At 68.4% G+C, this 24,227-nt stretch carries 26 protein-coding genes; 13 read left to right on the forward strand and 13 right to left on the reverse strand.

The window, feature by feature from the left end:
- Nucleotides 1-89 precede the first annotated feature (89 nt).
- The gene (locus tag ACFOLC_RS13380) at nt 90-1,013 is read left to right on the forward strand and encodes a carbohydrate kinase family protein (RefSeq protein ID WP_386759764.1); all 924 of its coding nucleotides are present in this window, start codon (nt 90-92) and stop codon (nt 1,011-1,013) included.
- Between the two features lie 52 nt (nt 1,014-1,065).
- On the opposite strand, the gene ACFOLC_RS13385 is transcribed toward ACFOLC_RS13380, so the two are convergent.
- Nucleotides 1,066-2,304, reverse strand: a complete 1,239-nt coding sequence (locus ACFOLC_RS13385; protein WP_386759765.1) for an AGE family epimerase/isomerase — start codon at nt 2,302-2,304, stop codon at nt 1,066-1,068.
- A 162-nt stretch (nt 2,305-2,466) separates the two neighbouring features.
- On the reverse strand, nt 2,467-3,519 hold the full coding sequence (locus tag ACFOLC_RS13390; RefSeq protein WP_386759766.1) for a LacI family DNA-binding transcriptional regulator: 1,053 nt from the start codon (nt 3,517-3,519) through the stop codon (nt 2,467-2,469).
- Between the two features lie 169 nt (nt 3,520-3,688).
- Between ACFOLC_RS13390 and ACFOLC_RS13395 the strand changes: the two genes are divergently transcribed.
- Nucleotides 3,689-4,738 carry an isoaspartyl peptidase/L-asparaginase family protein gene (locus ACFOLC_RS13395; protein WP_386759767.1) on the forward strand — a complete coding sequence of 350 codons (1,050 nt, stop codon included), beginning with the start codon at nt 3,689-3,691 and terminating at the stop codon, nt 4,736-4,738.
- Nucleotides 4,739-4,835: 97 nt separating this feature from the next.
- On the opposite strand, the gene ACFOLC_RS13400 is transcribed toward ACFOLC_RS13395, so the two are convergent.
- Together ACFOLC_RS13400 and ACFOLC_RS13405 are read right to left on the reverse strand one after the other, a co-directional pair.
- On the reverse strand, nt 4,836-5,321 hold the full coding sequence (locus ACFOLC_RS13400) for a VOC family protein (protein ID WP_386759768.1): 486 nt from the start codon (nt 5,319-5,321) through the stop codon (nt 4,836-4,838).
- 33 nt (nt 5,322-5,354) lie between these two features.
- Nucleotides 5,355-5,657: a putative quinol monooxygenase gene (locus tag ACFOLC_RS13405; protein WP_386759769.1), complete on the reverse strand. Its 303-nt coding sequence runs from the start codon at nt 5,655-5,657 to the stop codon at nt 5,355-5,357.
- A 331-nt stretch (nt 5,658-5,988) separates the two neighbouring features.
- Here ACFOLC_RS13405 and ACFOLC_RS13410 point away from each other — a divergent pair, with 331 nt between their 5' ends.
- From ACFOLC_RS13410 to ACFOLC_RS13445, 8 genes are all read left to right on the forward strand, one after another.
- A complete protein-coding gene (locus ACFOLC_RS13410) occupies nt 5,989-6,369 on the forward strand; it encodes a diacylglycerol kinase (protein ID WP_386759770.1) in 381 nt (126 codons plus the stop codon).
- A 69-nt stretch (nt 6,370-6,438) separates the two neighbouring features.
- Nucleotides 6,439-7,176, forward strand: coding sequence for a TerC family protein (locus ACFOLC_RS13415; RefSeq protein ID WP_386759771.1), 738 nt, complete (start codon nt 6,439-6,441; stop codon nt 7,174-7,176).
- A gap of 193 nt (nt 7,177-7,369) precedes the next feature.
- Nucleotides 7,370-8,020: a LemA family protein gene (locus ACFOLC_RS13420; RefSeq protein ID WP_386759772.1), complete on the forward strand. Its 651-nt coding sequence runs from the start codon at nt 7,370-7,372 to the stop codon at nt 8,018-8,020.
- A gap of 24 nt (nt 8,021-8,044) precedes the next feature.
- Nucleotides 8,045-8,950 carry a TPM domain-containing protein gene (locus ACFOLC_RS13425; RefSeq protein WP_386759902.1) on the forward strand — a complete coding sequence of 302 codons (906 nt, stop codon included), beginning with the start codon at nt 8,045-8,047 and terminating at the stop codon, nt 8,948-8,950.
- A 10-nt stretch (nt 8,951-8,960) separates the two neighbouring features.
- Complete coding sequence (locus ACFOLC_RS13430) at nt 8,961-9,449, forward strand: TPM domain-containing protein (RefSeq protein ID WP_386759773.1); 489 nt, start codon at nt 8,961-8,963, stop codon at nt 9,447-9,449.
- Nucleotides 9,450-9,542: 93 nt separating this feature from the next.
- Nucleotides 9,543-10,421 carry a prolipoprotein diacylglyceryl transferase gene (gene lgt / locus ACFOLC_RS13435; RefSeq protein WP_386759774.1) on the forward strand — a complete coding sequence of 293 codons (879 nt, stop codon included), beginning with the start codon at nt 9,543-9,545 and terminating at the stop codon, nt 10,419-10,421.
- Between the two features lie 19 nt (nt 10,422-10,440).
- Complete coding sequence (locus ACFOLC_RS13440; RefSeq protein ID WP_386759775.1) at nt 10,441-11,235, forward strand: thymidylate synthase; 795 nt, start codon at nt 10,441-10,443, stop codon at nt 11,233-11,235.
- A 2-nt stretch (nt 11,236-11,237) separates the two neighbouring features.
- A complete protein-coding gene (locus ACFOLC_RS13445) occupies nt 11,238-11,729 on the forward strand; it encodes a dihydrofolate reductase (protein ID WP_386759776.1) in 492 nt (163 codons plus the stop codon).
- A 71-nt stretch (nt 11,730-11,800) separates the two neighbouring features.
- On the opposite strand, the gene ACFOLC_RS13450 is transcribed toward ACFOLC_RS13445, so the two are convergent.
- The 6 genes from ACFOLC_RS13450 to lptD form a co-directional block, all read right to left on the reverse strand.
- Complete coding sequence (locus tag ACFOLC_RS13450; RefSeq protein ID WP_386759777.1) at nt 11,801-12,763, reverse strand: symmetrical bis(5'-nucleosyl)-tetraphosphatase; 963 nt, start codon at nt 12,761-12,763, stop codon at nt 11,801-11,803.
- Nucleotides 12,764-12,773: 10 nt separating this feature from the next.
- On the reverse strand, nt 12,774-13,157 hold the full coding sequence (apaG, locus tag ACFOLC_RS13455) for a Co2+/Mg2+ efflux protein ApaG (protein ID WP_386759778.1): 384 nt from the start codon (nt 13,155-13,157) through the stop codon (nt 12,774-12,776).
- Between the two features lie 92 nt (nt 13,158-13,249).
- Nucleotides 13,250-14,086 (reverse strand): 16S rRNA (adenine(1518)-N(6)/adenine(1519)-N(6))-dimethyltransferase RsmA, encoded by an 837-nt coding sequence (gene rsmA / locus ACFOLC_RS13460; protein WP_386759779.1) that lies wholly within the window; start codon nt 14,084-14,086, stop codon nt 13,250-13,252.
- The gene (pdxA, locus tag ACFOLC_RS13465) at nt 14,083-15,075 is read right to left on the reverse strand and encodes a 4-hydroxythreonine-4-phosphate dehydrogenase PdxA (RefSeq protein WP_386759780.1); all 993 of its coding nucleotides are present in this window, start codon (nt 15,073-15,075) and stop codon (nt 14,083-14,085) included. The genes rsmA and pdxA overlap by 4 nt, the downstream gene beginning before the upstream one ends.
- A gap of 1 nt (nt 15,076) precedes the next feature.
- A complete protein-coding gene (locus ACFOLC_RS13470) occupies nt 15,077-16,438 on the reverse strand; it encodes a peptidylprolyl isomerase (protein ID WP_386759781.1) in 1,362 nt (453 codons plus the stop codon).
- Entirely contained in the window at nt 16,435-18,924 is a 2,490-nt protein-coding gene (gene lptD, locus ACFOLC_RS13475) for an LPS assembly protein LptD (RefSeq protein ID WP_386759782.1), read from the reverse strand. Before lptD ends, ACFOLC_RS13470 begins: the two co-directional genes overlap by 4 nt.
- Before the next feature lie 126 nt (nt 18,925-19,050).
- On the opposite strand from lptD, the gene msrB reads away from it, so the two are divergent.
- Entirely contained in the window at nt 19,051-19,473 is a 423-nt protein-coding gene (gene msrB / locus ACFOLC_RS13480; protein ID WP_386759783.1) for a peptide-methionine (R)-S-oxide reductase MsrB, read from the forward strand.
- A 26-nt stretch (nt 19,474-19,499) separates the two neighbouring features.
- Here msrB and ACFOLC_RS13485 read toward each other — a convergent pair whose 3' ends face one another.
- The 3 genes from ACFOLC_RS13485 to ACFOLC_RS13495 all read right to left on the reverse strand — a co-directional run bounded on the left by ACFOLC_RS13485 (nt 19,500) and on the right by ACFOLC_RS13495 (nt 21,694).
- The gene (locus ACFOLC_RS13485) at nt 19,500-20,420 is read right to left on the reverse strand and encodes a histone deacetylase family protein (protein WP_386759784.1); all 921 of its coding nucleotides are present in this window, start codon (nt 20,418-20,420) and stop codon (nt 19,500-19,502) included.
- 102 nt (nt 20,421-20,522) lie between these two features.
- Nucleotides 20,523-21,092: a cob(I)yrinic acid a,c-diamide adenosyltransferase gene (locus tag ACFOLC_RS13490; protein ID WP_386759785.1), complete on the reverse strand. Its 570-nt coding sequence runs from the start codon at nt 21,090-21,092 to the stop codon at nt 20,523-20,525.
- Nucleotides 21,093-21,100: 8 nt separating this feature from the next.
- Nucleotides 21,101-21,694: a DUF6580 family putative transport protein gene (locus tag ACFOLC_RS13495; protein WP_386759786.1), complete on the reverse strand. Its 594-nt coding sequence runs from the start codon at nt 21,692-21,694 to the stop codon at nt 21,101-21,103.
- Between the two features lie 43 nt (nt 21,695-21,737).
- On the opposite strand from ACFOLC_RS13495, the gene ubiH reads away from it, so the two are divergent.
- Together ubiH and ACFOLC_RS13505 are read left to right on the forward strand one after the other, a co-directional pair.
- Complete coding sequence (gene ubiH / locus ACFOLC_RS13500; protein ID WP_386759787.1) at nt 21,738-23,012, forward strand: 2-octaprenyl-6-methoxyphenyl hydroxylase; 1,275 nt, start codon at nt 21,738-21,740, stop codon at nt 23,010-23,012.
- The gene (locus ACFOLC_RS13505) at nt 23,009-24,226 is read left to right on the forward strand and encodes an FAD-dependent oxidoreductase (RefSeq protein ID WP_386759788.1); all 1,218 of its coding nucleotides are present in this window, start codon (nt 23,009-23,011) and stop codon (nt 24,224-24,226) included. Before ubiH ends, ACFOLC_RS13505 begins: the two co-directional genes overlap by 4 nt.
- The last annotated feature ends 1 nt before the right edge of the window (nt 24,227 follow it).

Consider the following 24,227-nt stretch of genomic DNA (forward strand, 5'->3'; position numbering starts at 1 on the left):
TTCCCGCCCGCGCGGGAATGACGAAGACAAACTTGCGTCATCCTGGTCGTCAGGATGACAAACACCCTTCCGGTTCCAATCCGCCCACGATGACACCTGCTCCCCTTCCCACATTCATCGTCTTCGGCGAGGCCCTGACCGACTTCGTTCGCATCGGCGAGCACGACTGGCGCAGCATCGCCGGCGGCGCCTGCTGGAACGTCGCCCGCGTCGCGGCCAAGCTCGGCGTGCCGACCGGCTGGGCCGGGGCGGTCAGCGAGGATGTGTTCGGCCGCGACATCGTCGAACGCTCGCGCTCGGTCGGACTCGACATGCGCTTCGTGCAGACGGTGACGGCGCCGCCGCTGCTGGCGATGGTCCATCAGCTCGACCCGCCGCGTTACTTCTTCCTGGGCGAGGGCGCGGCCGATCTGTGCTTCGATGAGTCGAAGCTGCCGGCCGACTGGGAACAGGCCTGCGCGCTGGCGCATTTCGGCGGCATCAGCCTGGTGCGGCCGGGGCTGGGCGAGCGCCTGATCGGTATCGCCGAGCGCCTGCATGCCCAAGGTGTGCGCATTGTCTTTGATCCCAACTACCGCGACCTGATGGGGCCGGACTATCCGGCCTTGTTCGAGCGGATGGCGCGGCTGGCGAGCCTGCTGAAGGTGTCGGACGAGGATCTGGCGCGGATCTATCCGGTCCTCGACACGACGCAGGCCCTGGCGCATCTGCGCCGGCTGGCGCCGCAGGCATTGCTGATGTACACGCACGGTGCGCGCGGCATGAACCTGCACATGCCGGAGCGGCGCATCGACCAGGCGGCATTCGCTGTGGACGTGGTCGATACGGTTGGCGCCGGCGACGCCTGCGTCGGCGGCTTCGTCGCCAGCTGGCTGCTCAGGCCGGAACGGTCGTGGCCGGCGCACCTGCGTTTCGCCGCCGCCACCGCCGCGCTCGCGTGCACGCAGGCCGGCGCGCATGCGCCAACGCGTGCGCAGGTCGAAGCCCTGCTGGCGGACCGGGCCGAAGCGTAGGCCGGTCTCGACCCGTCACCGACGTATCGGCGGTAGTTGTATCGGTGGCGGGTCAGGACCCGCCCTGCAACGCGCGCAGCACTTCGTAGCACGCGCCCATGGTGTGGTAGTCGGTCTTGCCGGCCGGACTCTTCTCGTCGCTGTACTTGCGGTTGTCACGGGCGAGGATGCGGTACCACGCACCGTGGCGATGGTCGACGAAGTGCTTCCAGCTGTAGTCCCACAGGCGGTCGTACCACGACCAGTAGCCGTCCTCGCCGGTGGCGACGGCGAGCAGGGCGGCGGTGGCCAGCGATTCGGCCTGCACCCAGAAGTATTTGTCGTCGTCGTAGAAATGGCCTTCGCGGTCGACGCCGTAGACCATGCCGCCGTACACGTCGTCCCACGACAGCGTCATCGCGCGGTCGAACAGTTCGCGCGCACGTGGCCTATGCCAGCCACGCGGCAGGTGCCGGTCGAGGATCAGCAGCAGCTTGGCCCACTCGGTCTGGTGGCCGGGCTGGTAGCCCCAGGGACGGAAGATGTTGCTGCGGTCGCCGTGGTTGTAGTCCCAGTCGACGCTCCAGTCGCTGCGGTAGTGCTCCCACACGAAGCCGTCGGCGAGCGCGGCCTGGCGGTTGCACATGTTGTGCGCGAGCAGCTCGGCGCGATCGAGGTAACGGCGTTGGCCGGTGGCCTCGTAGGCGGCGAGCCAGGCCTCGCAGGTGTGCATGTTGGCGTTCTGGCCGCGATAGGGCGAAACCTGCCAGTCGGCGCTGGCTTCATCGGCGTAGAGGCCATGTCGCGGTTCCCAGAAGCGGTGTTCCATCAACTCCCAGGTCTCGTCGAGCCAGTCGGCGGCTTCGGCGATGCCGGCCTCCAGCGCCTTGGCGTAGGCCAGCGCGACGAAGGCCAGCCCGTAGCAGTGATTGGTCGCATCGACCGGTTTGCCGTCATGCAGCAACCAGGCGTATCCGCCGCTGGCCGGATCGCGGTGCACGCGGCGCAGGTATTCCACGCCGTGCCGCACGGCGTCGAGGTAGTCGGCCTGGCCGAAGGTGCGGTAGGCCATCGCGTAGTTGAAGACGAAGCGCGTGCTGCTGACCAGATGGCGCGTGGCGTGGTCGTAAACACTGCCGTCGTCGCGGAAGAAGTGGAAGAAGCCGCCTGCCGGGTCGATGCAGCGCGGATGGTAGAAGGCCATCGTGTCGCGCACGTGATCGAGCAGGAAATCCGGCGAGCGGAACCATGGCGTCAGCGTGTCGGCCGGGGCCTGTCCGCCACCGTGGTCATGGGTCGCGGATTCCGTCATTCGTTTGTCTCCTGGGTGGTTGCGGCCGGATTCTTCAGCCGGCTCCGATGCTGACGCACTCGTATGGTAACCTTACCACACGAGTGCGGAAACGCATCCGCGCCGACGCATTCCTGCGCCGTCACCGGTGGAAGCAAGTGGTCTGCGCGTGATGCGAGCGCGCTACGCGCTCGTCGCCGGTGATGCCGAGGATTGCCGCTTGACCAGGGTGAATTTCATCACCTGATGGGTCGCGGCTTTGGGCCGTCCGCTGCGCTTGCGGCGGATCTCGTCCTGTATCAACACCATCGCCGCGCGCGCCATCGCGGCCACCGGTTGGTGGATGGTGGTCAGTTCAGGCCACACCGTCGTCGCGACCGGCGTGTCGTCGAAGCCGGTCACGGTCAGTTCCTCCGGCACATGCAAGCCGAGGCCGTGCGCGACCGACACGACCGCGGCGGCCATGTCGTCGTTGCTGGAGAAGATCGCGGTGGGTCGGTTCGGCGCCTTCAGCAGCTGCTCTGCAGCAGCCAGGCCGGAGCGATAGGTGAACAGTCCCTGCGCGATGCGCCCGGGCGGCACGGCCAGCCCGGCTTCCTTCATCGTGTCGAAGAACGCGGCGGCGCGCAGCGCGGCCGGCGTGTGCTGGGGGTCGCCCTTGATGAAACCGATGTCGCGGTGGCCCAGTTCCAACAGGTAGCGCGTCATCGCGCGCGCGCCCTGGTAGTCGTCGATGCGGACCGACGCGACGCCATCCATCGGCGAGCCGGTAGCCACGGCGACCACCGGCACGCCGGCGCTTTCCAGTTCCTCCACCGCGCTGCGCGAGTCGCACAATGGCGGAGGCAGGATCACGCCATCGACGCCGGCGGCGAGCAGGCGCTCGGTGGCGGCGCGCTGGCTGCGGATGCCGCTGCATTTCTCGATCAGCAGCTGGCTGCCGCTCTGGCTGCCCTGTTCGAGCACGCCGAGCATGAACTGGTTGAGGTACGCCGCGCTGGGGTTGCTGTACAGCACGCCGATGCGCGCACTGCCGGAGCTGCGCAGCGAGCGCCCGGCAAGGTTGGGGGTGTACCGCAGCGCCTTGACCGAAGCTTCGACGCGCTGGCGCATTTCCTCGCCCACGTAGGAGTGGCCGTTGATCACGCGCGAGACGGTCATCGGCGAAACGCCGGCGTGCCGGGCCACGTCCAGGATGGTCACGGTGGCGGCGCCACGTTCCTTGCGTTTTGGCATCCTCGCTGCTCCTGGGTGATGTGCGGAAACGCCGGAGTGGCTGAGGAATTATGACAAGCGTCGCGGCCGGATGAGTAGCCGCCGGTGCGATACGGCGGCGGTTTACGCAGGCGCACATCGCGGCCGGGGCCTGCGCGCTATGCTCGGAGCCCGTCACCGGGATATTGCCATGCCACATCCAGCCATCCGATTGCCTGCATTTGTCCTGCTCGCCCTGGCCGCAATGACCTCGAACACCCACGCCGCCGATCTGCCCGCCGCCCCGAAGACCGCGCTGGTCATCCACGGCGGCGCCGGTTTCGTGCCCAGGGACTCGATCAACGACGCCGATCGCCGCGCCTACCACGCCGCCCTCAACCGCGCACTCGATGCCGGCAACAAGGTGCTCAGCAGCGGCGGCAGCGCGCTCGACGCGGTGACTGCTGCGGTGGTCGTGCTCGAGGACGCGCCGCAGTTCAACGCCGGCAAGGGCGCGGTGTTCAACGCCAAGGGAGGGCACGAACTCGACGCATCGATCATGGAGGGCCACGGCCGTCGCGCCGGTGCGGTGGCCGGCGTCACCACGGTCAAGAACCCGATCAAGCTGGCGCGCACGGTCATGGAGCAAAGCCCGCACGTGATGCTGGCCGGCGCCGGTGCGGAGGCGTTTGCCGATACCCGCCCAGAGATCGAGCGCGTGCCCAACAGTTACTTCGACACCGACAAGCGCCGTCAGCAGCTGGAAAAGGCGCAGCGCGAGGAAGCGGCCAAGGACAAGCGTGAGGCGCGCACCGGCGACGGCGATGCGCCGACCTACTTCGGCACCGTCGGCGCGGTGGCGCTCGATGCCCGGGGCCATATCGCCGCGGCCACCAGCACCGGCGGCATGACCAACAAGAAATGGGGCCGCGTCGGCGACTCGCCAATCATCGGCGCCGGCACCTGGGCCGATGCGCGCTGCGGCGTATCCGGCACTGGCTGGGGCGAGTTCTACATCCGCAACGCGGTCGCACACGACATCTGCGCGCGCGTGGCCTATCGCGGCGATTCGCTGCAGGCCGCGGCCGATGAAGTCGTCAACAAGATCGTGCCCGCAGCTGGCGGCGACGGCGGCGCGATCGCACTCGACAGCGACGGCAACATCGCCATGCCGTTCAACAGCGGCAGTATGTTCCGCGGCTGGATCAAGCTCGACGGCAGCCGCGGCACCGCCATCCACGAGGACGAGCCGATGCGCTAGCCAGGCATCGCCGCGCGCATCGGTGCCGTCGGCCATGGGGTCAGGGCTGTCCGAAGCGCGGCGTATTGCCACGGACAGCCAGCGAATGCGCCTCGGCTCAACAAGCCTTCTGCTCTTTCATCCAGGCTTCCATGCGTTTCTGGATTTCCTCGGGCGGCACGTCCTCGACGTGGGTGCCGAAGCTCCACTTGTGGCCGAAGGGATCGATCACCGAGCCCATGCGGTCGCCCCAGATCTGGTTCTCGACCGGTTTGTCGACCTTGGCACCGGCCTTGACGGCGCGGTCGAAGGCCCGGTCGGCGTCCTCGACGTAAATCATGAAGGTGGCGGTGGCCCCGCCGCGTGACTTGGGGCCGAGCGCGTCCATGTCCGGCCACTCGTCGGACAGCATGATCTGCGAGTCACCGACGCGGATCTCGGCGTGGCCGATCTTTTCGCCACCGCTGCCATCGGGCATGGGCAAGCGATAAAGCTCCTCGGCGCCGAGTGCGTCGCGGTAGAAGTCGAGCGCGGCCTTGGCGTTGTCGACGATCATGTAGGGGGTGACGCTGTGGTAACCCTCGGGGATGGCTTTCACGGGCATGGTCGGTTCTCCGTTGAACACGGGCGGGTGGAGTCAGTGCGGCAGCTTGCTGGCGAGCAGGTCGACCTTGTCGATCCGCGGCGGCTGCGCGAACAGTTCGCCGGCACGGGCCAGCAGGGCGGTCGCGATCGGGCCGTCGAGGTGGGCCTGGCGGCCGGCCTCGGTATCGAAGCTGTCGTAGATGCCGAAACTGGTCGGTCCGAAGCGCAGGGCGAACCAGGTGCGGGTGCCGGGCTCGGCCTCGGCCAGCGGCAGGGCGCTTTTCAGGAACTGCTCGACGGCCTCCTCCTGGCCGGGTTTGGCCTCGAGCCGGGCCAGCAGCGCGCAGCGGGGCATGACGCTCTCCCAAGCGGGCCGTCAGGCTAGGGCCGGGCTCGCTAACGTGGCGCGAAGATCGTGCTAGGAATGAATGACGCCCTGGCCGGTCAGGGCCATGGCCGGGGCGGCCAGACGGGGCTTGTGGCAAAATCGGCGGCTTGTGAGCGGCCGCGACCGCATTCGCCCCAGAGACGCCGAGCCCATGTTGACCCTTGCGCAGTCCCAGCCCGCGTGCGCGACGCCGGCGACACGAGGTGCATCAAGCCTGTCTCCGGGGTGTGTTCCGGTGCCGGCCCTTGCCGGGCGCAGACCCGGCGCCGCATCCGCGTCGGCAGCCTGACGCGTCGGCATGGCGGACGAATTCGGTCATCGGCCGCGGGGCCCGGCGCGCATCCTCAAGGCGACGGTCTGGTCGATGCAGGGGTTGCGTGCTGCCTGGCTGCACGAATCCTCGTTCCGGCTCGAGGTCTACCTGTTCGTCGTCCTGGCGCCGCTGGGCGCCTGGCTGGGGCAGACACCGATCGAGCGGGTGCTGTTGATCGGCTCGATGCTGCTGGTGCTGAGCATCGAGCTGCTGAACTCGGCGGTCGAGGCGGTGATCGAACGTTATGGTCCGGAGTTCCACGAGCTGGCCGGCCGCGCCAAGGACATGGGCTCGGCGGCGGTGTTCGTACTGATGATGAACGTGCTGCTGACCTGGGGTCTGATCGTCGTCCCCCGCTGGCTGTAACCCCTTTCGCGAGCCCGGCCGGCTGCGTCGGGTGAGAACGAACCCAATCCAAATGCAGGAAACCCGCAAGTGATAGTTGAAATGCTGACCGATCCGCAGGTGTGGATTACCCTGGTTACCTTGAGCGCCATCGAGATCGTGCTCGGTATCGACAACCTCGTCTTCATTTCGATCGCAGTCAGCAAGCTGCCGTACGCGCAGCGCGAAAAGGCGCGCAAGTTCGGCATCGCCGTGGCCTGCATCAGCCGCATCGCCCTGCTACTGACCCTGGCCTGGCTGGCCGGGCTGACCACCGACCTGTTCACGATCCTGGGCCAGGGCATCTCGGTGCGTGACCTGGTGCTGATCCTCGGCGGTGCCTTCCTGCTGGTGAAGGGCACGATGGAGATCAAGGATCTGATCATCGGCGAGGGCGAGTCCGAGGACATCCACACCAAGCCGGCCGCCTCGTTCATGGCGGTGATCGCGCAGATCGCGGTGATCGACATCGTGTTCTCGCTCGACTCGGTGATCGCCGCGGTCGGCATGGCCAACCACACCCCGGTGATGGTGACGGCGATCCTGCTCGCAGTGGCGGTGATGCTGCTGGCGGCCAAGCCGCTGGGCCACTTCATCGACACCAACCCGACCATCAAGATGCTGGCGCTGGCCTTCATCGTCCTGGTCGGCGTGTACCTGATCGCCGATGGCTTCGAGCTGCACATCCCGAAGGGCTACATCTACGGCGCGATGGGCTTCTCGGCCCTGGTCGAGTGCCTCAACCTGTGGGCCAAGCGACGCGCGCAGCGCCGTCTGCTGCCGGACTAAGCGCCCCTCTCCCGACGCGCTTTGCGCGTCGACCTCTCCCGCGAGGGGAGAGGTAAGGCGGTGCTGCGGGCTCCCTCTCCCCTTGTGGGAGAGGGACAGGCCGCCGAAGGTGGCCAGGGAGAGGGCGCCGTCCATTGCGCTGGGCCACGGCCGGTGGTGGAATGCTGGGCAATGTCACGGAAGGAGTCGCGTCATGCGTAGCGTTGCCAAGTCGTGGATGGTCGCCAAGTGGTTGCTGGTCGCGTCCCTGGTCGTGATGCTCAGTGGTTGCGGCTACAACACCATCCAGCAGAAGGACGAGGCGGTGAAGGCCTCGTGGTCGCAAGTGCTCAACGTCTACAAGCGCCGCGCCGACCTGGTGCCGAACCTGGTGGCGACGGTGAAGGGCTACGCCAGTCACGAGCAGCAGGTGTTCACGCAGGTCACCGAGGCGCGTTCCAGGGTCGGCAGCATCAACGTCAACGCCGACGACCCGGCCTCGCTGGCGCAGTACCAGCAGGCCCAGGGCGAGTTGCAGAGCGCGATCGGGCGCCTGCTGGTGGTCAGCGAGAACTACCCGCAGCTCAAGGCCGACCAGAACTTCCTGCAGCTGCAGGCGCAGCTGGAAGGCACCGAGAACCGCATCACCGTCGAGCGCCAGCGCTACATCCAGTCGGTGCAGGACTACAACACCTACATCCGCCAGTTCCCGACCAACCTCACCGCGATGGTGTTTGGCTACAAGCCCAAGCCGAACTTCACGGTCGAGAACGAGGCGCAGATCCAGGAGGCCCCGAAGGTCGACTTCGGCCAGCCGCCGGCCCAGCAACAGCCGCCGACGCAGCCGGCACCGGCCAACGGCTAAGCACCGACGGACGCACGGACCGTGATCCTCAGGCGCATCCCTGCGCCACGCGTGGCGGCGTTGATCGTCGCCATCGTGTTGTTGCTCGCCTGCGCGCTCGTACAGGCGCAACAGCTGGTGGCAATCCCGCCGCTCACCTCGCCGGTCATCGACACCACCGGCACCCTCGACGCGGCGACCCGGCAGCAGCTTGAGTCGCAGGCGCTGGCGTTGCAGCAGCGCAAAGGCAGCCAGCTGCAGGTGCTGGTGGTGCCGACCACGATGCCGGAGGACATCGCCCAGTACGCGGTGCGGGCGTTCGAGCAATGGAAGATCGGTCGCAAGGGTGTCGACGACGGCGTGCTGCTGGTGGTGGCCAAGGACGACCGGCGCGTGCGCATCGAGGTCGGCTACGGGCTGGAGGGCGCGATTCCGGATGCGACCTCGGCGCGGGTGATCCAGGAGTACCTGGTGCCGAAGTTCCGCAGCGGTGACTACGTCGGCGGCATCACCGATGCCACCGCGGCGTTGGTGAAGATCATCGACGGCGAGCCGCTGCCCGAGCCGATGGCCGACCACCGCGGCGCGCGCGGTGATGGCGGTGGCGGCTGGATCTTTGCGCTGTTCGTTGCCTTCATCGTGGCCCAGGTCGCGCGCGGCATCTTCGGCAAGGCGCCGTCGTTGCTGCGCGGCCTGCTCGGCGCCGGCGCGGCAGGCGGCATCGCCTGGTTGATCTCGTCGCTGTTCGTGGTCGGCGGCATCGGTGCGGCGATCGGGTTCTTCATGGGCCTGGCCAGCCTGCCAAGTGGACGCTATGCCCGTGACCGTGGCTGGGGTGGCTACGGCGGAGGCGGTTGGGGCAGCGGTGGAGGTGGCGGCTTCGGCGGCGGAGGCGGCTGGGGCGGTGGTGGCGGCATGAGCGGAGGCGGTGGCGCCTCCGGCAGCTGGTGAGGATCTGCTGATGCGCCTGTTCAAGCACCTGTTCGCGCCGTCGGCCAAGCGCCTGTTCCCGGCCGACAGCCTGCAACGCATCGCCGCGGCGATCGCCGACAGCGAACTGCGCCACAGCGGCGAGATCTGTTTCGCGGTCGAGCCGGCGCTGCACCCGCGTGCGGTCTGGTCCGGCGGGCAGGCACGCGATCGCGCGCTGGAGGCGTTCGCGCAACTGCGGGTGTGGGACACCCAGGCCAACAACGGCGTGCTGCTGTACCTGCTGCTGGCCGATCACCGCATCGAGATCGTCGCCGACCGCGGCTTCGACGGTCGCGTCAGTGCCGAACAATGGCGCGAGGTCTGTCATCTCATCGAAACCGGCCTCAAGGCGGGCGAGCCGGAAGCGGCCGTGCTGCGTGGGGTCGAGGCGCTGTCGGCGTTGTTGACGCAGCACTTCCCGCGCGGCGACGGCGATCACGATGCCAACGAGTTGCCGGATCTGCCCTACATCCTGTAGCGCGGCCGAATCGGCGACGGCCGAGCGGACTCCGTGCGTCGGCCGGCTCGGGCACAATAGAGACAACGCCGTTCGCCGGAGCCGTAGCGCCGCATGACCGTCCTGCACCAGATCGACCCGATCGCCTTCGGCTTCGGCCCGTTGCAAGTCCACTGGTACGGGATCATGTACCTGCTCGGCTTCGGCCTGGCCTGGTGGCTGGGGCTGCGGCGCGTGCGCGCCGGCCGTCTGCCGGGCGTCACCGAGCAGGCTTATGGCGACCTGCTGTTCTACGCGATGCTTGGCGTCGTGCTCGGCGGCCGCCTGGGCTACGTGCTGTTCTATTCCTTCGGCGACCTGCTGAAGGATCCGTTGATGCTGCTGCGTATCTGGGAAGGCGGCATGAGCTTTCACGGCGGCCTGCTTGGCGTCGTCGCCGCCGCCTGGTGGTGGTCGCGTCGCCACCGTCTGCACCTGTTCGACACGATCGATTTCGTGGCGCCGCTGGTGCCGCCGGGGTTGGGGTTCGGTCGCCTCGGCAATTACGTCGGTGGCGAGTTGTGGGGCAAGTTCACCGAGGCCGGCTGGGGCGTGGTGTTCCCGCGCGCGCCGGAGTTCGCCGGCTGGACCTCGCAGCAGATCCACAGCCAGTTCGCCGCCGGCGCGCTGGAGCGTTATGCGCGCCACCCGTCGCAGCTGTACCAGGCGGTTCTCGAAGGCCTGGTGATGTTCGCCGCGCTGTGGTGGTTCTCCAGCAAGCCGCGCCCGCGCTACGCGGTGTCGGGGCTGTTCGCGCTGCTGTACGGCTGCTTCCGCTTCCTGGTCGAGTTCGTGCGCGTGCCCGATGCGCAGCTCGGCTACCTCGCCTTCGGCTGGCTGACCATGGGTCAGGTGCTGAGCCTGCCGTTGATCGCGCTCGGCCTGTTCTGGCTGGCGTGGTCGCGGCGCCAGCCGACGCTGCGGCCGCAACCGCTGGTACCGGCCAAGAATTGATCGGATCAAGGCTGATCGCATGAAGCAATACCTCGAGCTGCTGCGCCACGTCCTCGAACACGGCACCGACAAGGCCGATCGCACCGGCACCGGTACGCGCAGCGTGTTCGGCTGGCAGATGCGCTTCGATTTGAACGAAGGCTTCCCGCTGGTCACCACCAAGAAGCTGCACCTGCGCTCGATCGTGCACGAGCTGCTGTGGTTTCTGCAGGGCGAGACCAACATCGCCTACCTGAAAGAGAACAAGGTCAGGATCTGGGACGAGTGGGCCGACGAAGCCGGCGAGCTCGGCCCGGTCTACGGCAAGCAGTGGCGGCGCTGGGCCGGAGGCGACGGCATCGAGATCGACCAGATCAAGTGGGTGGTCGAGGAGATCAAGCGCAATCCCGACTCACGCCGGCTGATCGTCAGCGCCTGGAACGTCGCCGACCTGCCGCGCATGGCGCTGATGCCGTGCCACACGATGTTCCAGTTCTACGTCGCGAACGGAAAGCTCAGCTGCCAGCTCTACCAGCGCAGCGGCGACATCTTCCTCGGCGTGCCGTTCAACATCGCCAGCTACGCGCTGCTCACCCACATGGTGGCGCAGTTGTGCGGGCTGGGCGTCGGCGACTTCGTGCACACGCTGGGCGACGCGCACCTGTACTCGAATCACTTCGAGCAGGCACGCGAGCAGCTGTCGCGCACGCCGCGCGCCTTGCCGACGTTGCGACTCAACCCCGACGTGCGCGACATCTTCGGCTTCCGTTTTGATGACATCGCCATCGAGCACTACGATCCGCTACCGGCGATCAAGGCGCCGGTGGCGGTCTGACGATGGATCTGGTGCTGATCGCCGCGCTGGATCACCACCTCGCCATCGGCCGCGGCAACGAGTTGCCGTGGCGGTTGCCGGATGATCTCAAACGCTTCAAGGCACTGACCTTGGGCAAGCCGGTGCTGATGGGGCGCAAGACCGCGCAATCGCTGGGGCGCGCGCTGCCGGGGCGGCTCAACCTGGTGCTGACGCGCTCGGGGCAGGTGCCGTTCGACGGCATGCGTGCGGTCGCCTCGGTCGATGAGGCGCAGCAGCTCGCGGCTGATGCCGCCGTCGAGCTGTGCGTGATCGGCGGCGGCGAGGTCTACGCGCTGTGCCTGCCGCAGGCCACGCACTTGCACCTGACCCATGTCGATACCGTCGTCGACGGCGCCGACGCGTTCTTCCCGGCGCTCGATCCGAAGTCGTGGCGGATCACCGGGCGCGAGTCGCATGCTATCGACGACAAGCACGCGTTCGCGTTCGAGTTCGTCGATTACGCCCGTCAGTAAGTTGCCTTGGGGACGCGCGCAAGAATTCCCTAGACCGTCATCAGGAACCGCTCGGCTCAAGGGTGCGCCAGTCAAGCCGGGTCGTTGCCGGAGCCGCTCGGCCGGTTGCCAGGCGGTCCGTTGCGACCGCTGTTGCGCCTGTGATGCGGGTGGCGAGGCTTGGCCGGGTGCTCGCCAGCGGCATGTGGCGGTCGCGGCTTCGGCGGTGTTGCCGGCACGTCGCGCCCCGGCACCTGCACCAGGCGCAGTTCGTCGGTGTCGAGCTGCAACGCGGTGAGCTTGCCACCCCAGACCGCGCCGGTGTCGATCGCATGCACGCCGTGGCCGATGAACAATCCCAGCGTGGACCAGTGCCCACAGACGATCTTGAGATCACGCTCGGCGCGGCCCGGCACTTCGTACCAGGGGTACAGGCCGACCGGCTGCGTGCCGGGGCTGCCCTTGTCCTCGAACGAAATGCGGCCGCGCGGCGTGCAGTAACGCAGCCGGGTGAAGATGTTGATGATCGCGCGGTGGCGGTCGATGCCGGTCAGCTGCGGGGCCCATGCCGGCTTGTCGCCGTACATGTTCTTGAGCAGGCGGCGGAACTGGTCGCCGTGCAGGCGTTCCTCGATCTCGCGTGCGTAGCGCTCGGCCAGTTGCGTGGTCCACTTCGGCGCCAGGCCGGCGTGCACCATCATCCAGCCGAGCTGGCGGTCGGTGTGCACGAGCTTCTGCGTGCGCAGCCAGGTCAGCAGTTCGTCGCGGTCCGGCGCCAGCACGATCCGCTGCAGGTCCGGATTGACCTTGCGCTGCTCGTCCTCGCGGCGCTCGCCGATCGCGAGCAGGGACAGGTCGTGGTTGCCGAGCACGACGACGCTGCTGGCGCGCAGCGAGTGCACCAGCCGCAGCGTTTCCAGGGATTGTCCGCCGCGATTGACCAGGTCGCCGCAGAACCACAGGGTGTCGCGCGCCGGGTCGAAGCCGATCTTCTCCAGCAGACGCTGGGTCGGGTCGTAGCAGCCCTGCAGGTCGCCGATGGCCCATACGCTCATGCGGATACCATCAGTGCAGCGTGCGCGGCACGGTCAGGGCGAATGCCGGGATCGGCGCGTCGAAGCGGGTGCCGTCGTCGGCCTGCATCGCATAGCGCCCTTCCATCGTGCCGTGGGTCGTTTCGAGCACGGCGCCGGAGGTGTATTCGAAATCATCGCCCGGACGCAGCCACGGTTGCTCGCCGACCACGCCTTCGCCTTCGACTTCCTCCACCTTGCCGTTGCCGTCGGTGACCAGCCAATGCCGGCCGAGCAGGCGCGCCGCCATGCGGCCGCTGTTGCGGATGTTGATGGTGTAGGCGAACACGTAGCGATCCTGCGCAGGCTCGGACTGATCGTCGAGATAGCGGGTCGCCACGGTGATGTCGAAGGCGTAGTCGTTACGGCGTTCCATGAACACAGTGTAGGGCGTGGGGCGCGAAATGGGTCAATGCGTCGTGAGTGTTCGGTGCGGCCGTGACCAACACAGGCCGCCGCCGCGTGCCGTTACGTTGCGTTGGCGAGGTGATTGGCGAGGCGCACGAAATCGGCGACCTCGATCTGCTCGGCGCGCGCCTCCGGGCGCACGCCGGCGGCTTCGATCGCGGCTGCATCGCACAGGTTGGACAAGGCATTGCGCAGGGTCTTGCGGCGCTGGCCGAAGGCATCGCGCACGACCGCGGAGAATTTGCCCGGGTCGACGATGCCGATGGTCTCCGGCGCGCGCGGCACCAGCCGCACCACCGCCGAGTCCACCTTCGGCGGTGGCCGGAACGCGCCCGGCGGCACATCGAACAGCGGCGTGACGTGGCAATAGGCCTGCAGCATCACGCCCAGGCGCCCGTAGACCTTGCTGCCGGGGCCGGCGGCCATGCGATCGACGACTTCCTTCTGCAGCATGAACACCATGTCGCGGATCGCCGCGGCGTGGTCGAGTGCATGGAACAGGATCGGCGAGGACAGGTTGTACGGCAGGTTGCCGACCAGGCGGATCTGGCCTTCGCCGGCAATGGCGCTGAAATCGACGGTGAGCACGTCGCGGTGGATCACCTCGAGCGTGCCGTGTGCGCGCGCGGCTTCGGTCAGCGGGAAGATCAGGTCGCGGTCGAACTCGATCACGGTGAGTTCGCCGTGGCGGTCGAGCAGCGGGAAGGTGATCGCACCCTGGCCCGGCCCGATCTCGACCAGGCGATCGCCGGGCTGCGGATTCACCGCCAGCACGATCTTGTCGATAATCCCGCGCTCGTGCAGGAAGTGCTGGCCGAGGTGTTTTTTCGCCTCGGTCGTGAACCCCTTCGAAGAGGGCTTCACCGGCTTGTTGGAGGTGTGGGGGCGCGTGCTCATGGCGTCATTGTGCGGCGTAGCCGGGCGATCTGCGCACAGGCCTGCGCCGCGGCGATCAGGCTGGACGGGTCGGCCAGGCCCTTGCCGGCCAGTTCGAGCGCCGTGCCGTGATCGACCGCGACGCGCGGATAAGGCAGGCCGAGGGTCAGGTTGACCGCGCGCTCGAAGCCGCTGTACTTCAGCACCGGCAGGCCCTGGTCGTGGTACATCGCGACCACCGCATCGAAACCGCGCAGCTTGCTCGGCAGGAACGCCGTGTCGGCCGGCAGTGGGCCGATCAGGCGCATGCCTTCTGCGCGCAGACGCGCCAGTACCGGTTCGATCACGTCCAGCTCCTCGCGCCCGAGATGCCCGGCTTCGCCCGCGTGCGGATTGAGGCCGAGCACGGCGAGGGTGGGGGCGGCGATGCCGAAGTCCGCGACCAGCGCGGCGTGGGTGATGTGCAGCGTGCGCGCCAGCGAATCCGATGTGATCGCATCGGCGACTTCGCGCAGCGGCAAGTGGGTGGTGGCCAGGGCGACGCGGACCACGTCGTTGGCCAGCATCATCACCACCTCACGCCCGGCCTGTTGCGCCAGCAGCTCGGTGGTGCCGGTGTAGGCGATGCCGCCGGCGTTGATCACGGCTTTGTTGACCGGGCCGGTCACCACGCCGTCGAATGCGCCGCGCAGGCAACCGTCGGCGGCGGCGTGCAGGGCGTCGATCACGGACGTGGCGTTGCGCGGGTCGGGCTGGCCGAAGGCGGGCTGGACGCGGTTGGGCACCGCCACCAGTGCCAGTTCGCCCGGCTGCAGGCTGGGCTGGCCCGGCGGGCGCAGGTGCAGCGGCAGGCCGAGCGCGTCGGCGGCGGCCTGCAGGGTGTGCGGATCGGCGAAGGCGGTCAGCGAATAATCGCGCGGCTGCTGTGCCAGCCGCACGCACAACTCCGGACCGACACCGGCCGGCTCGCCCGGAACCAGCGCGAGCCGAGCGGGCCGATCGCCGGACATCTCAGCCGCCGTTGGCGGGCGCCGGGGCCGGTGTCGCCGGCGCGGTGGCTTCGGCGGCCTTGCCGACGCGCACGTCGACGAAGGCTTCGCCGCGCATTTCGCGCAGGTAGCGGTTCCACTCGTCCTCGAGCTTGCGGCGGCCGATGGTCTCCTGGACCTGGGCACGGCGGTTCTGGTCGCCGACGTCGGCCTGGCGGGTGCCTTCCAGCTTGATCACGTGGTAGCCGGCCTGGGTGTGGACCGAGTCGGAGACCTGGCCAGGCTGCAACGCCGCGACCGCGGCACCGAAGTCGGGGCCGAATTCGTCGCGGGTGAACCAGCCCAGTTCGCCGCCCTTGGCGCGCGAGGACGGATCCTGCGAGCTTTCCTTGGCCAGCTCGGCGAAATCGGCGCCGCCGGCCAGGCGCGCACGCAGGGTGTCGGCTTTGGCCTTGGCCTGCGCGTCGCTGGTGGTGTCATCGACGCGGATCAGGATGTGGCGGGCCTGGTACTGGGTGACCATGCTCGGGCCGGCCTGCGAGGCGTCGCGGGTCTCGACCAGCTTGAGCAGCTGGAAGCCGCTGGGGCCGCGGATCGGCGCGGTGACCTGGCCTGCACTCATGTTGCGCATGAGCTCGGCGAACGCATTCGGGATCTCGTCGATGCTGCGCCAGCCCAGGTCGCCGCCTTCCAGCGCGTTGGGGCTGTCGGAGTAGCGCACCGCGGCCGCGGCGAAGTCCATCTCGCCCTTGTCGATCAGGGCCTTCACGCCCTCGGCCTTCTTCTGCGCGGTGGCGATCTGCTCGGGCGTGGCGCCTTCGGGCAGGGCCACGAGGATGTGGGCGAGGTGGAACTGGGCGCCGGAGTTGGCCTGCGCGGCCAATGCCGCATCGACCTCGGCCTCGCTGACCGTGACACGGCTCTGGGCGAAGCGCTGGCGCAGGCGCTGGATCAGCAGTTCGTCGCGGATCGAGGTGCGGAAATCGTTGTACGAGGTGCCTTCTCGCGCCAGCTGCTGGCGCAGTTGCTCGACGCTGACCCGGTTCTGCGCGGCGATGCCGCCGATGGCCTGGTCGACCTCCTGGTCGGTGACGCGCACGCCGGTTTCCTGGGCGCGGGCCACCTGCAGCTTGGACAGCACCAGGCGCTCGAGCACCTGTTTTTCCAGCACGTCGCGCGGCGGCAGCTGACCGTCACGGCCGGCGTACTGGGCGAGGATGATGGCGACGGCACGATCCAGCTCGCTCTTGAGGATCACGCCCTCGTCGACCACCGCGGCAATGCCGTCGATGGGCTGCACCTGGGCCATGGCGGGCGCGCTGAGCAGCGGAGCCGTGCCGGACAGCACGGCGGCTGCGAGGACACACGCGAGTAGTTTCTTCATAGGGTCCGGTCGGAAGTAGGTTCGACTTGGCCGCCGCCGTTGTTGAGGCGCTCTGTCGAGGTGGGCGGCACGAGGTAGAGGTCGTCGCGGTCGTAGCCGAGGATACCACGGCGCAATACGCGCTCCGTGTTCTGGCCGGCTGAGCCCAGCCCCTTGAGCTCGAACTCGAACATGATCCGGGTGTCCAGCTCGCCGTCGCGGTTGCGCAGGTAGCGGCGGCCGATCAGCCGCGCCGCCAGGCAGCAGCTTTCCCACTGCACGCCGGCGATGGTTTCGAGCGGTTTCTTGTCGAGGATCGAGTAGTAGTAACGGCCGACCACGCTCCAGGTCTGGTTGATCGGGTACAGGAACGAGAAGTCGGCCTGCTCGAGCAGGTCCTTGCTCTCCGGCGGGTCGATGCCAGGACGAAAGGAGGTGTTGCGGCGGTAGCGGTAGGCGATGTTGACCACCCCGCTGTCGCGGAACAGGTAGCGTGCGCGCAGGCTGGCCATGTCCTCGCCGCGGAACTTGGGGTTCCACTGGTAGGTGGCGCCGATGGTCCAGCGGTCGCTGGGCGACACGCTGGCGTCGGCGATCCAGGCCGACTTGCCTTGTTCGACCGGGATCTCGCCTGGCACGACGACGAGGCTGTCATCAAGGTATTGGATCTGGCCAATGCTGGCTGCCAGCCGCTCGCGGCCATCGTCTTCGCTGATCAACCGGGTGGTCAGGGCGGCCGTGAGCTGGTTGGCGTCTGCCTGGCGGTCGGCACCGGTGTAGCGGTTGTCGCGGAACAGCTGGCCCCAGCTGAAGGTCATTGTGCGCGTATCGAAAATCGGCAGCCCATCCTGATTGCGGTATGGCGCGTTCAGATAGTAGATGCGCGGCTCCAATGTGTGCAGATAGTGATCCCCACGGATCTGCGTGTTGCGATCGAAGTACAGGCCCGCGTCCAGCGAGGCGATTGGCAGGCTGCGGCTGGGATTTCTGTCGTAGAACCGCGTATCCAGATCTGGCGTATAGGGAATGCCGTTTTCGATGGCATAGGCCCTGGCGCGGGTCGTTGCAATTTGCGCGGCGCCATCGCCATCGAGCTGATAGCCGGTGTAGCGCCAAGCCAGTTTTGGACGGATGAACCAACTCGCCCCTTCCAGGGGCATGCTGATGAAGGGTTTGAGATCGAAGCGGCTGCCACCTGAGAAGACATCGTGCTCAAAACGCACGGCCTCCGAGTCGACACCGGCCTCGAACCACTGGCCCACAGGCTGGGCCCAGCTGACATAGGCCCGTGGCAGACGATCGAAAGCCAGATTGCGTTCGGTCAAGGTGTAATCGGCCAATTGGTTGTGGTCGGCCATGAGACCGGCCTGCCAGTAGCGGCCCCGGCCATACAGGCCCAAGTTGCTGCGGATGGTCGAGGTGGAAATGCCGTACAGGCTGCTGCTGAAGTCTTCGAAGTAGTGGGTGTCGCTGACCCACGCCAGGTTGGTATTGGCATACCAGCTGCTGTTCAAATTGTGTGCGGCCGTGAGCAGGAACTGGCCGCGGTTTTTCTCCGGCAGGCTCGACATCGGCGTGCCGACTTCCGGATTGAGGTACCGATCCGGCTCGTTCCCGGGAAGGCGGTCGTCGGGCATCCAGGTCCCGGACACCTCGCCACGACCCTGGGGATACAACCAGCGGAACTCGCCGCCGAGCAGCCCGCCGCGATCGCTCATGTAGCGCGGGTACAGCGTGGCGTCGTAGTTCGGCGCCAGGTTGAGGTAGATCGGCTGGCGGTAGTCGAAGCCGTTGCGGTTGGACAGGGATATCTGCGGATAGAGCAGACCGGTGCGACGGCGGTCGTCGACCGGGAACATGAACCACGGCACGTACAGCACCGGCACCTTGCCGATGCGCACGGTGGCGTTGCGCGCCACGCCCATGCCTTCCTCGGTGTCGATGTCGATGCGGTGCGCGCGCAGTTCCCAGGCGCGTTGCGAGGGTGCGCAGGTCGAATAGGTCGAGCCGACCAGCGCACCTTTCGCGCCGTTGAGTTCGATGCGCTCGGCGCCGCCGTTGCCGCGGCGCTCGGTGAGCTGGTACTGCAGGTCCTCGATGCGGTGGACGTCGGCGATCTGGTCGCCTTCGGCGCGTTCGGCGACGATGCGCATGCCGGTGTCCTGGTAGCGCACGTTGCCTTCGGCGGTGTACCTGCCGGTCTCTTCGTTGTAGGTCAGCTTGTCGGTGCCGAGGAACTGGTCGCCGCGGTTGAGCTTGACGTTGTCCTGGACGACGAGGTCCTCGTCCTTGGCGCCGCGCTCGAGTTGCCCGCCGTCGATATCGGTCGGCTCCAACGCGCGCTGCTCGATCCCGCCTATCGGCGTCGGCGCGTCGTTGAAGGCGGGCACGGCGTCGATGATCGGACACAGCCCCCAGTTCTCTTCGTCATCGCCGTCGGCCGCGTAGGCAGGCAGTGCCAGCGCGATGCACAGCGACAACGGGAGCAGGCGAAGGGGTTTGCGCACGCAGTGACCTTCGTCGGGAGGCGTCGGGAAAACGGGCCGCTAGCTTGCCGCATCCCTTGCAAGCGGGCAACGCGAGCACCATCTTGCCGTCATCTTCGTTCATTTTCGCTGCCAGTGAGGGAAGCCATGCCTTACCCATCCGATCAGACCTCTGCCCCGGTCGAAAAATCCGAGGCGCAGTGGCGCGAGCAGTTGTCGCCCGAGCAATACGCGGTCTGCCGCTGCTCGGCGACCGAGCGCGCCTTCACCGGCCGTTTCTGGAACCACAAGGAGGCCGGCACCTACACCTGCGTCGCCTGCGCCGCGCCGTTGTTCGCCGCGCAGAGCAAGTACGACTCCGGCAGCGGCTGGCCCAGTTATTGGCAACCGATCGCGGCCGAGGCGGTCAGCGAGCAGGCCGACGACAGCCACGGCATGCACCGGATCGAGGTGAAGTGCGCGCGCTGCCAGTCGCACCTGGGGCATGTGTTCCCTGACGGGCCGCAGCCGACCGGCTTGCGCTACTGCATCAATTCGGCGTCGCTGGACTTCGTGCCCGCGACCGGCTGACGCCTGCGCCCGATCCTGGCCGGCGCTCAGCCGCCGCTGTCGAGCAGTGCCGCCACGTGCGCCACGCTGCATTCGCGCAGCGCGGCCAGGTCGTAGCCGCCTTCCAGCATCGAGACGATGCGGCCCTGCGCGTGACGCGTGGCGATGCGGGCCAGCTCGACGGTGAGCCAGCGGTAGTCGTCCGTCTCCAGCTCGAGTTGCGCCAGCGGGTCGCGCTTGTGTGCATCGAAACCGGCGGAAACAAACAGCAGCTGCGGCCGGAACGATTCCAGCGCGGGCAGCAAATTGTCGCGCCAGGCCTTGCGGAAGGCCTCGCTGCCCGAGCCCGGCGGCAGCGGGACGTTGACGATGTTGCCGACGCCGCGCTCGTTGGCGTAACCGGTGTCGGGGTAGAGCGGCATCTGGTGCGAGCTCAGGTACATCACGCGCGGATCGGTGTCGAAGATCGCCTGGGTGCCGTTGCCGTGGTGCACGTCGAAGTCCACCACCGCCACGCGCGCCAGGCCGTGCTTGTCGCAGGCATGCGCGGCGGCGACCGCGATGTTGTTGAACAGGCAGAAGCCCATCGCCGCCGATTCGGTGGCGTGATGGCCAGGGGGGCGCACCGCGCAGAACGCGCGACGCGTGTCGCCGTGCATCACCGCGTCGACCGCGGCCACGCCGGCGCCGGCTGCGCGCAGGGCTGCCTCGGCTGAGCCCGGCGCGAGCACGGTGTCGGGGTCGAGGGCCGTCGGCGCATCCACCGGCGTGTCCAGCACCAGTGCCAGCAGGGCGTCGTCGTGCACGCGCAGCAACTGGCCGCGGCTGGCGCGCGGCGCCTCGTGCCAGTCGAGCGCGGTGAAGTGCTCGCGCAGGGCTTCCGTGACCGCGACCAGGCGCAAGGGCCGCTCGGCATGGCCGGGGCCGGGGTCGTGGCGGGTGCAGGCGGGGTGGCTGTAGACGTGCACGGCGCGCGGCGGGTCAGGCAGGCCCGATGTGGTGCGAGCGTGCCGCTGGGGGCATCGGATCGAGCTTGCAGCCGGCATCGGAGCGGATGCGGGCGCCCATGCTCAGCCCTTGCGGCGCTCGTGCTGCCACAGCACTTCGCCGTGACCGCTGGCGCGGGCGAGCACGCGGGCCAGCACGAACAGCAGGTCGGACAGGCGGTTGAGGTAGCGCACCGCTTCCGGCCGCACGGCTTCCAGGCGCGACAGCGCCACCGTCTCGCGCTCGGCGCGGCGCACCACCGTGCGGGCGATGTGGCAGCGCGCCGCGGCTTCGCCGCCGCCGGGCAGGATGAAATCCTTGAGCGGCGGCAGGTCTTCGTTGAAGGCGTCGAGTTGCTGCTCCAGGCGCTCGACGTCGGCATCGACGATGGCGGCGTGGCCGGGGATGCACAGCTCGCCGCCGAGATCGAACAGCTGGTGCTGGACCGTGGTCAGCAGGTTGCGGATGTCATCCGGTACCTCGCTCGCCCTGCTGTCGCAGGCGAGGATCAGGCCGATGCAGGAGTTGGCCTCGTCGACCGTGCCGTAGGCGCCGACGCGGGCCGAGTCCTTGGCGACGCGACTGCCGTCGCCCAGACCGGTGGTGCCGTCGTCGCCGGTCCTGGTGTAGATCTTGGAAAGGCGGTTGCCCACGGGCCGCCTTACACCGTCTGCGCGCGCAGCACCGGCAGGCGCTGGCGCAGCAGCGCGAAGCCACCGAACAGCAGCGCCGAGTAGAACAGCGTGCCCAGTACCGTCCACTGGAAGAACGGGATGCCGGCGACGTAAGCCGCGGCCAGGCCGGAGGCCGTCATCGGGTACAGCGGCACCGCCTGGAAGGCCCAGGCGCCGAAGTTGGTCACCACGAAGAACAGCACCGAACCGAGCAGCGAATAGCCCAGCACGCGGCCACCGCTGACGCGACCGCGCAGGTTCAGGGCGAGGGCGGTGGTGAGGGCGATGCACAGGTACACCAGCCAGATGCCGCCGCTGCCGAACCAGGAGGCGTAATCGCCACCGTTGATCGCGGCCAGCGCCAGGTCGGAGACGAGCAGGCCGACCAGCGGCACGATGAACGCCCAGCGCCTGGAGGCGAAGTAAGCGCCGCCGAACAGCGCGATCGCCTCGACTGGCGAGAAGTTTGGCGGGTGCGGGAGCAGGCGGGTCAGTGCGGCGATCACGATCAGGCCGGCGAGCACCAGCGGACCGGGGGCGAAGGACGTGCCGCGGGCGGCGGTGGGAAGAGTGCGGTTCATGGCGTGCACGTTACTGACCGGCAGGAACCGTTAGCATAACGCAATGCCTGTCGCGGACCCTTCATTTTCCCCTTCCATCGATGGATTGACCGACGCCACGCTGCACGACGTGCTGATTGTCGGCGGCGGTCTGGTCGGTGCCAGCCTGGCGATTGCACTGGAGCGCCTCGGCCTCGAGGTCGGCCTGATCGAAGCCGCCCCGCCAGGCGCGTTGCCGGCGGTGTTCGACGAGCGCAACCTCAGCTTTGCCGAGGCCACGGTCAATGCCTTGAGCGCGCTGGGCGTGCTGCAGAAGCTGAGCGCGCCCAGTGGCGCCATCGAGCGCATCCACATCAGCCGGCGCGGCGACTTCGGCCGCAGCCTGCTCGACGCCGGCAAGTACGGGCGCCGCGAGTTCGGCCGGGTGGTGGTCGCGCGCGACTTCGGTGAAGCGCTGGAAGCGCGGCTGGCGGAGCTGCCGCGCCTGCGGCGTTACCGGCCGGCGCGTTTCCTCGGTCTGGCAACCGACGACGCGGTGCAGCGCGCGGTGTGTGTCTCAGACGGTGACGGCGAGCGCGTGCTGCGCGCCCGTCTGCTGGTCGCCGCCGACGGCACCCGCAGCGGCGTGCGCGCGGCGCTGGGTATCGGCAGCGACGAGCACGATTACCGGCAGACCCTGTTCGTGACCCGCCTGCGCACCTCGCGCGGGCCCGACGGCACCGCTTACGAGCGCCTCGGCGAGCACGGCCCGACCGCGCTGTTGCCGCGCGGCGATCGCCATTACGGCTTGATCCATGCCGTCGCCCGCGAAGACGCCGACGCCGTGGCTGCACTCGACGACAACGCTTTCCTCGCCCGCGCCCAGGAGGTGTTCGGCTGGCGCGCCGGTCGCTTCCTCGGTTGCGGCGCTCGCAGCGCGCACCCGGCGATCCGCGTGCTCGCACAGCGCACCACCGCCGCGCGTGCGCTGCTGGTCGGCAACGCCGCCCAGACCATTCATCCGATCGGGGCGCAGGGCTTCAATCTGGGCCTGCGCGATGCGCTGACCCTGGCCGAACTGATCGAACACGCGCGTCGTGCCGACCCGACCGCCGACTGCGGCGATCCAGCCTTGCTGGCGGCCTATGTGGAGCGTCGCCGCGACGACCGCGAACGCACGCTCGCGTTTTCCGATGGCCTGGCCCGCCTGACCGCCAACGACGCCCCGTTGTTGCGACCGTTGCGCAGCCTGGGGTTGTTCGCGACCGATCGCCTGCCCTCGGCACAGGCCTACCTGGTCGGCGGTGCCATGGGCTACCGCGGCGATGTGCCGGCGCTGTGCCGGCAGGTACAGGCATGAGCCGGCGTGGCGCACTCGATGTGATCGTGGTCGGCGCCGGCGTGGTCGGCGCGGCGGCGGCACTGGCCTTCGCGCGGGACGGCTACCAGGTTGCCCTGGTCGAGGCGCGCGAGCCCGCGCCCTGGCGCAGCGACGTGCCGGACTTGCGTGTGTACGCGTTTGCACCGGACAACGCCGCCCTGCTTGACGACCTGGCGGTCTGGCGTGGGGTGCGCGAGGCGCGCGTGCAGCCGTATCGCGCGATGCGGATATGGGATGCGGCCGGCGGCGGCGAACTGGTGTTCGAGGCCGATGCCTTCGGTCGCAGCGAACTGGGTTGGATCGTCGAGCACGGCCTGCTGGTCGATCGCCTGTGGGCCGCACTGCCTGCGGCCGGCGTACACCTGCATTGTCCGGACACGGTGGTTGGGCTCGATCAGGACGATGCCGGTGCCACGTTGCAACTCGACAGTGGCTTGCGCCTGCGCGCGCGGCTGGTGCTGGCCGCCGATGGTGCCGAATCGAAATTGCGTACCTTGGCCGGCGTCGCAACCGCAGGTCACGACTACGGCCAGCGCGGTCTGGTGGCCTTTGTCGAACACGGGCACGCTCACCAGGCGACTTGCTGGCAACGCTTCCTGCCCGGCGGGCCGCTGGCGTTCCTGCCGTTCATCAACGCGACCGCCGACGCCACCGGTGAAGCGTCGCGCAGCGGCCATACCAGTTCGATCGTCTGGAGCCTGCCCGAGGCCGAAGCGGCGCGCCTGCTGCAGGTCGGCGACGCCGAGTTCCTGCGCGAACTCGACGCCGCGTTTGCCGGGCGGCTTGGCGCGCTGACCTCGGTGTCGAAGCGTGCGGCGTTCCCTTTGCGACGCCAGTTGGCGCGGACGCAGGCCGCCGGGCGGGTGGCGATCGTCGGCGATGCCGCGCACGTGGTGCATCCGCTGGCCGGGCAGGGCGTCAATCTCGGCTTGCGCGATGTCACGGCATTGCGCGCCGCGCTGCGAGGAGCGCAGCGGCGCGGGGCCGATCCTGGCGCAACGACGCTGTTGTCGCGCTGGGCGCGGCAGCAACGCAGCGAGAATGCGGTGGCCGCTTACGCCTTCGACGGCATCAATCGCCTGTTCTCGACCGAGGCGCTGGCGGCGACATTGCTGCGTGGGCCGCTGCTTGGCTTGGTGGGCAAGCTGCCACCGCTCACCCACGCCTTCTGGCGTCACGCCGCGGGGCTGTAAC

Origin of the sequence: Lysobacter cavernae (assembly GCF_042648505.1) — a bacterium.
In the GTDB taxonomy this organism is placed as follows: Bacteria; Pseudomonadota; Gammaproteobacteria; order Xanthomonadales; family Xanthomonadaceae; genus Lysobacter_L; species Lysobacter_L cavernae.

Excerpts from the sequence above, each read along its gene's own strand:
- ACFOLC_RS13400 (WP_386759768.1), bottom strand. The coding sequence starts at position 5,321 with ATGCCCGTGAAAGCCATCCCCGAGGGTTACCACAGCGTCACCCCCTAC.
- ACFOLC_RS13380 (WP_386759764.1), top strand. The coding sequence starts at position 90 with ATGACACCTGCTCCCCTTCCCACATTCATCGTCTTCGGCGAGGCCCTG.
- ACFOLC_RS13395 (WP_386759767.1), top strand. The coding sequence starts at position 3,689 with ATGCCACATCCAGCCATCCGATTGCCTGCATTTGTCCTGCTCGCCCTG.
- ACFOLC_RS13505 (WP_386759788.1), top strand. The coding sequence starts at position 23,009 with ATGAGCCGGCGTGGCGCACTCGATGTGATCGTGGTCGGCGCCGGCGTG.
- rsmA (WP_386759779.1), bottom strand. The coding sequence starts at position 14,086 with ATGAGCACGCGCCCCCACACCTCCAACAAGCCGGTGAAGCCCTCTTCG.
- ACFOLC_RS13410 (WP_386759770.1), top strand. The coding sequence starts at position 5,989 with ATGGCGGACGAATTCGGTCATCGGCCGCGGGGCCCGGCGCGCATCCTC.
- ACFOLC_RS13385 (WP_386759765.1), bottom strand. The coding sequence starts at position 2,304 with ATGACGGAATCCGCGACCCATGACCACGGTGGCGGACAGGCCCCGGCC.
- apaG (WP_386759778.1), bottom strand. The coding sequence starts at position 13,157 with ATGGAACGCCGTAACGACTACGCCTTCGACATCACCGTGGCGACCCGC.
- msrB (WP_386759783.1), top strand. The coding sequence starts at position 19,051 with ATGCCTTACCCATCCGATCAGACCTCTGCCCCGGTCGAAAAATCCGAG.
- ACFOLC_RS13495 (WP_386759786.1), bottom strand. The coding sequence starts at position 21,694 with ATGAACCGCACTCTTCCCACCGCCGCCCGCGGCACGTCCTTCGCCCCC.
- ACFOLC_RS13390 (WP_386759766.1), bottom strand. The coding sequence starts at position 3,519 with ATGCCAAAACGCAAGGAACGTGGCGCCGCCACCGTGACCATCCTGGAC.
- lgt (WP_386759774.1), top strand. The coding sequence starts at position 9,543 with ATGACCGTCCTGCACCAGATCGACCCGATCGCCTTCGGCTTCGGCCCG.
- pdxA (WP_386759780.1), bottom strand. The coding sequence starts at position 15,075 with ATGTCCGGCGATCGGCCCGCTCGGCTCGCGCTGGTTCCGGGCGAGCCG.
- ACFOLC_RS13470 (WP_386759781.1), bottom strand. The coding sequence starts at position 16,438 with ATGAAGAAACTACTCGCGTGTGTCCTCGCAGCCGCCGTGCTGTCCGGC.
- ACFOLC_RS13420 (WP_386759772.1), top strand. The coding sequence starts at position 7,370 with ATGCGTAGCGTTGCCAAGTCGTGGATGGTCGCCAAGTGGTTGCTGGTC.
- ACFOLC_RS13450 (WP_386759777.1), bottom strand. The coding sequence starts at position 12,763 with ATGAGCGTATGGGCCATCGGCGACCTGCAGGGCTGCTACGACCCGACC.
- ACFOLC_RS13405 (WP_386759769.1), bottom strand. The coding sequence starts at position 5,657 with ATGCCCCGCTGCGCGCTGCTGGCCCGGCTCGAGGCCAAACCCGGCCAG.
- ACFOLC_RS13440 (WP_386759775.1), top strand. The coding sequence starts at position 10,441 with ATGAAGCAATACCTCGAGCTGCTGCGCCACGTCCTCGAACACGGCACC.
- ACFOLC_RS13430 (WP_386759773.1), top strand. The coding sequence starts at position 8,961 with ATGCGCCTGTTCAAGCACCTGTTCGCGCCGTCGGCCAAGCGCCTGTTC.
- ubiH (WP_386759787.1), top strand. The coding sequence starts at position 21,738 with ATGCCTGTCGCGGACCCTTCATTTTCCCCTTCCATCGATGGATTGACC.
- ACFOLC_RS13445 (WP_386759776.1), top strand. The coding sequence starts at position 11,238 with ATGGATCTGGTGCTGATCGCCGCGCTGGATCACCACCTCGCCATCGGC.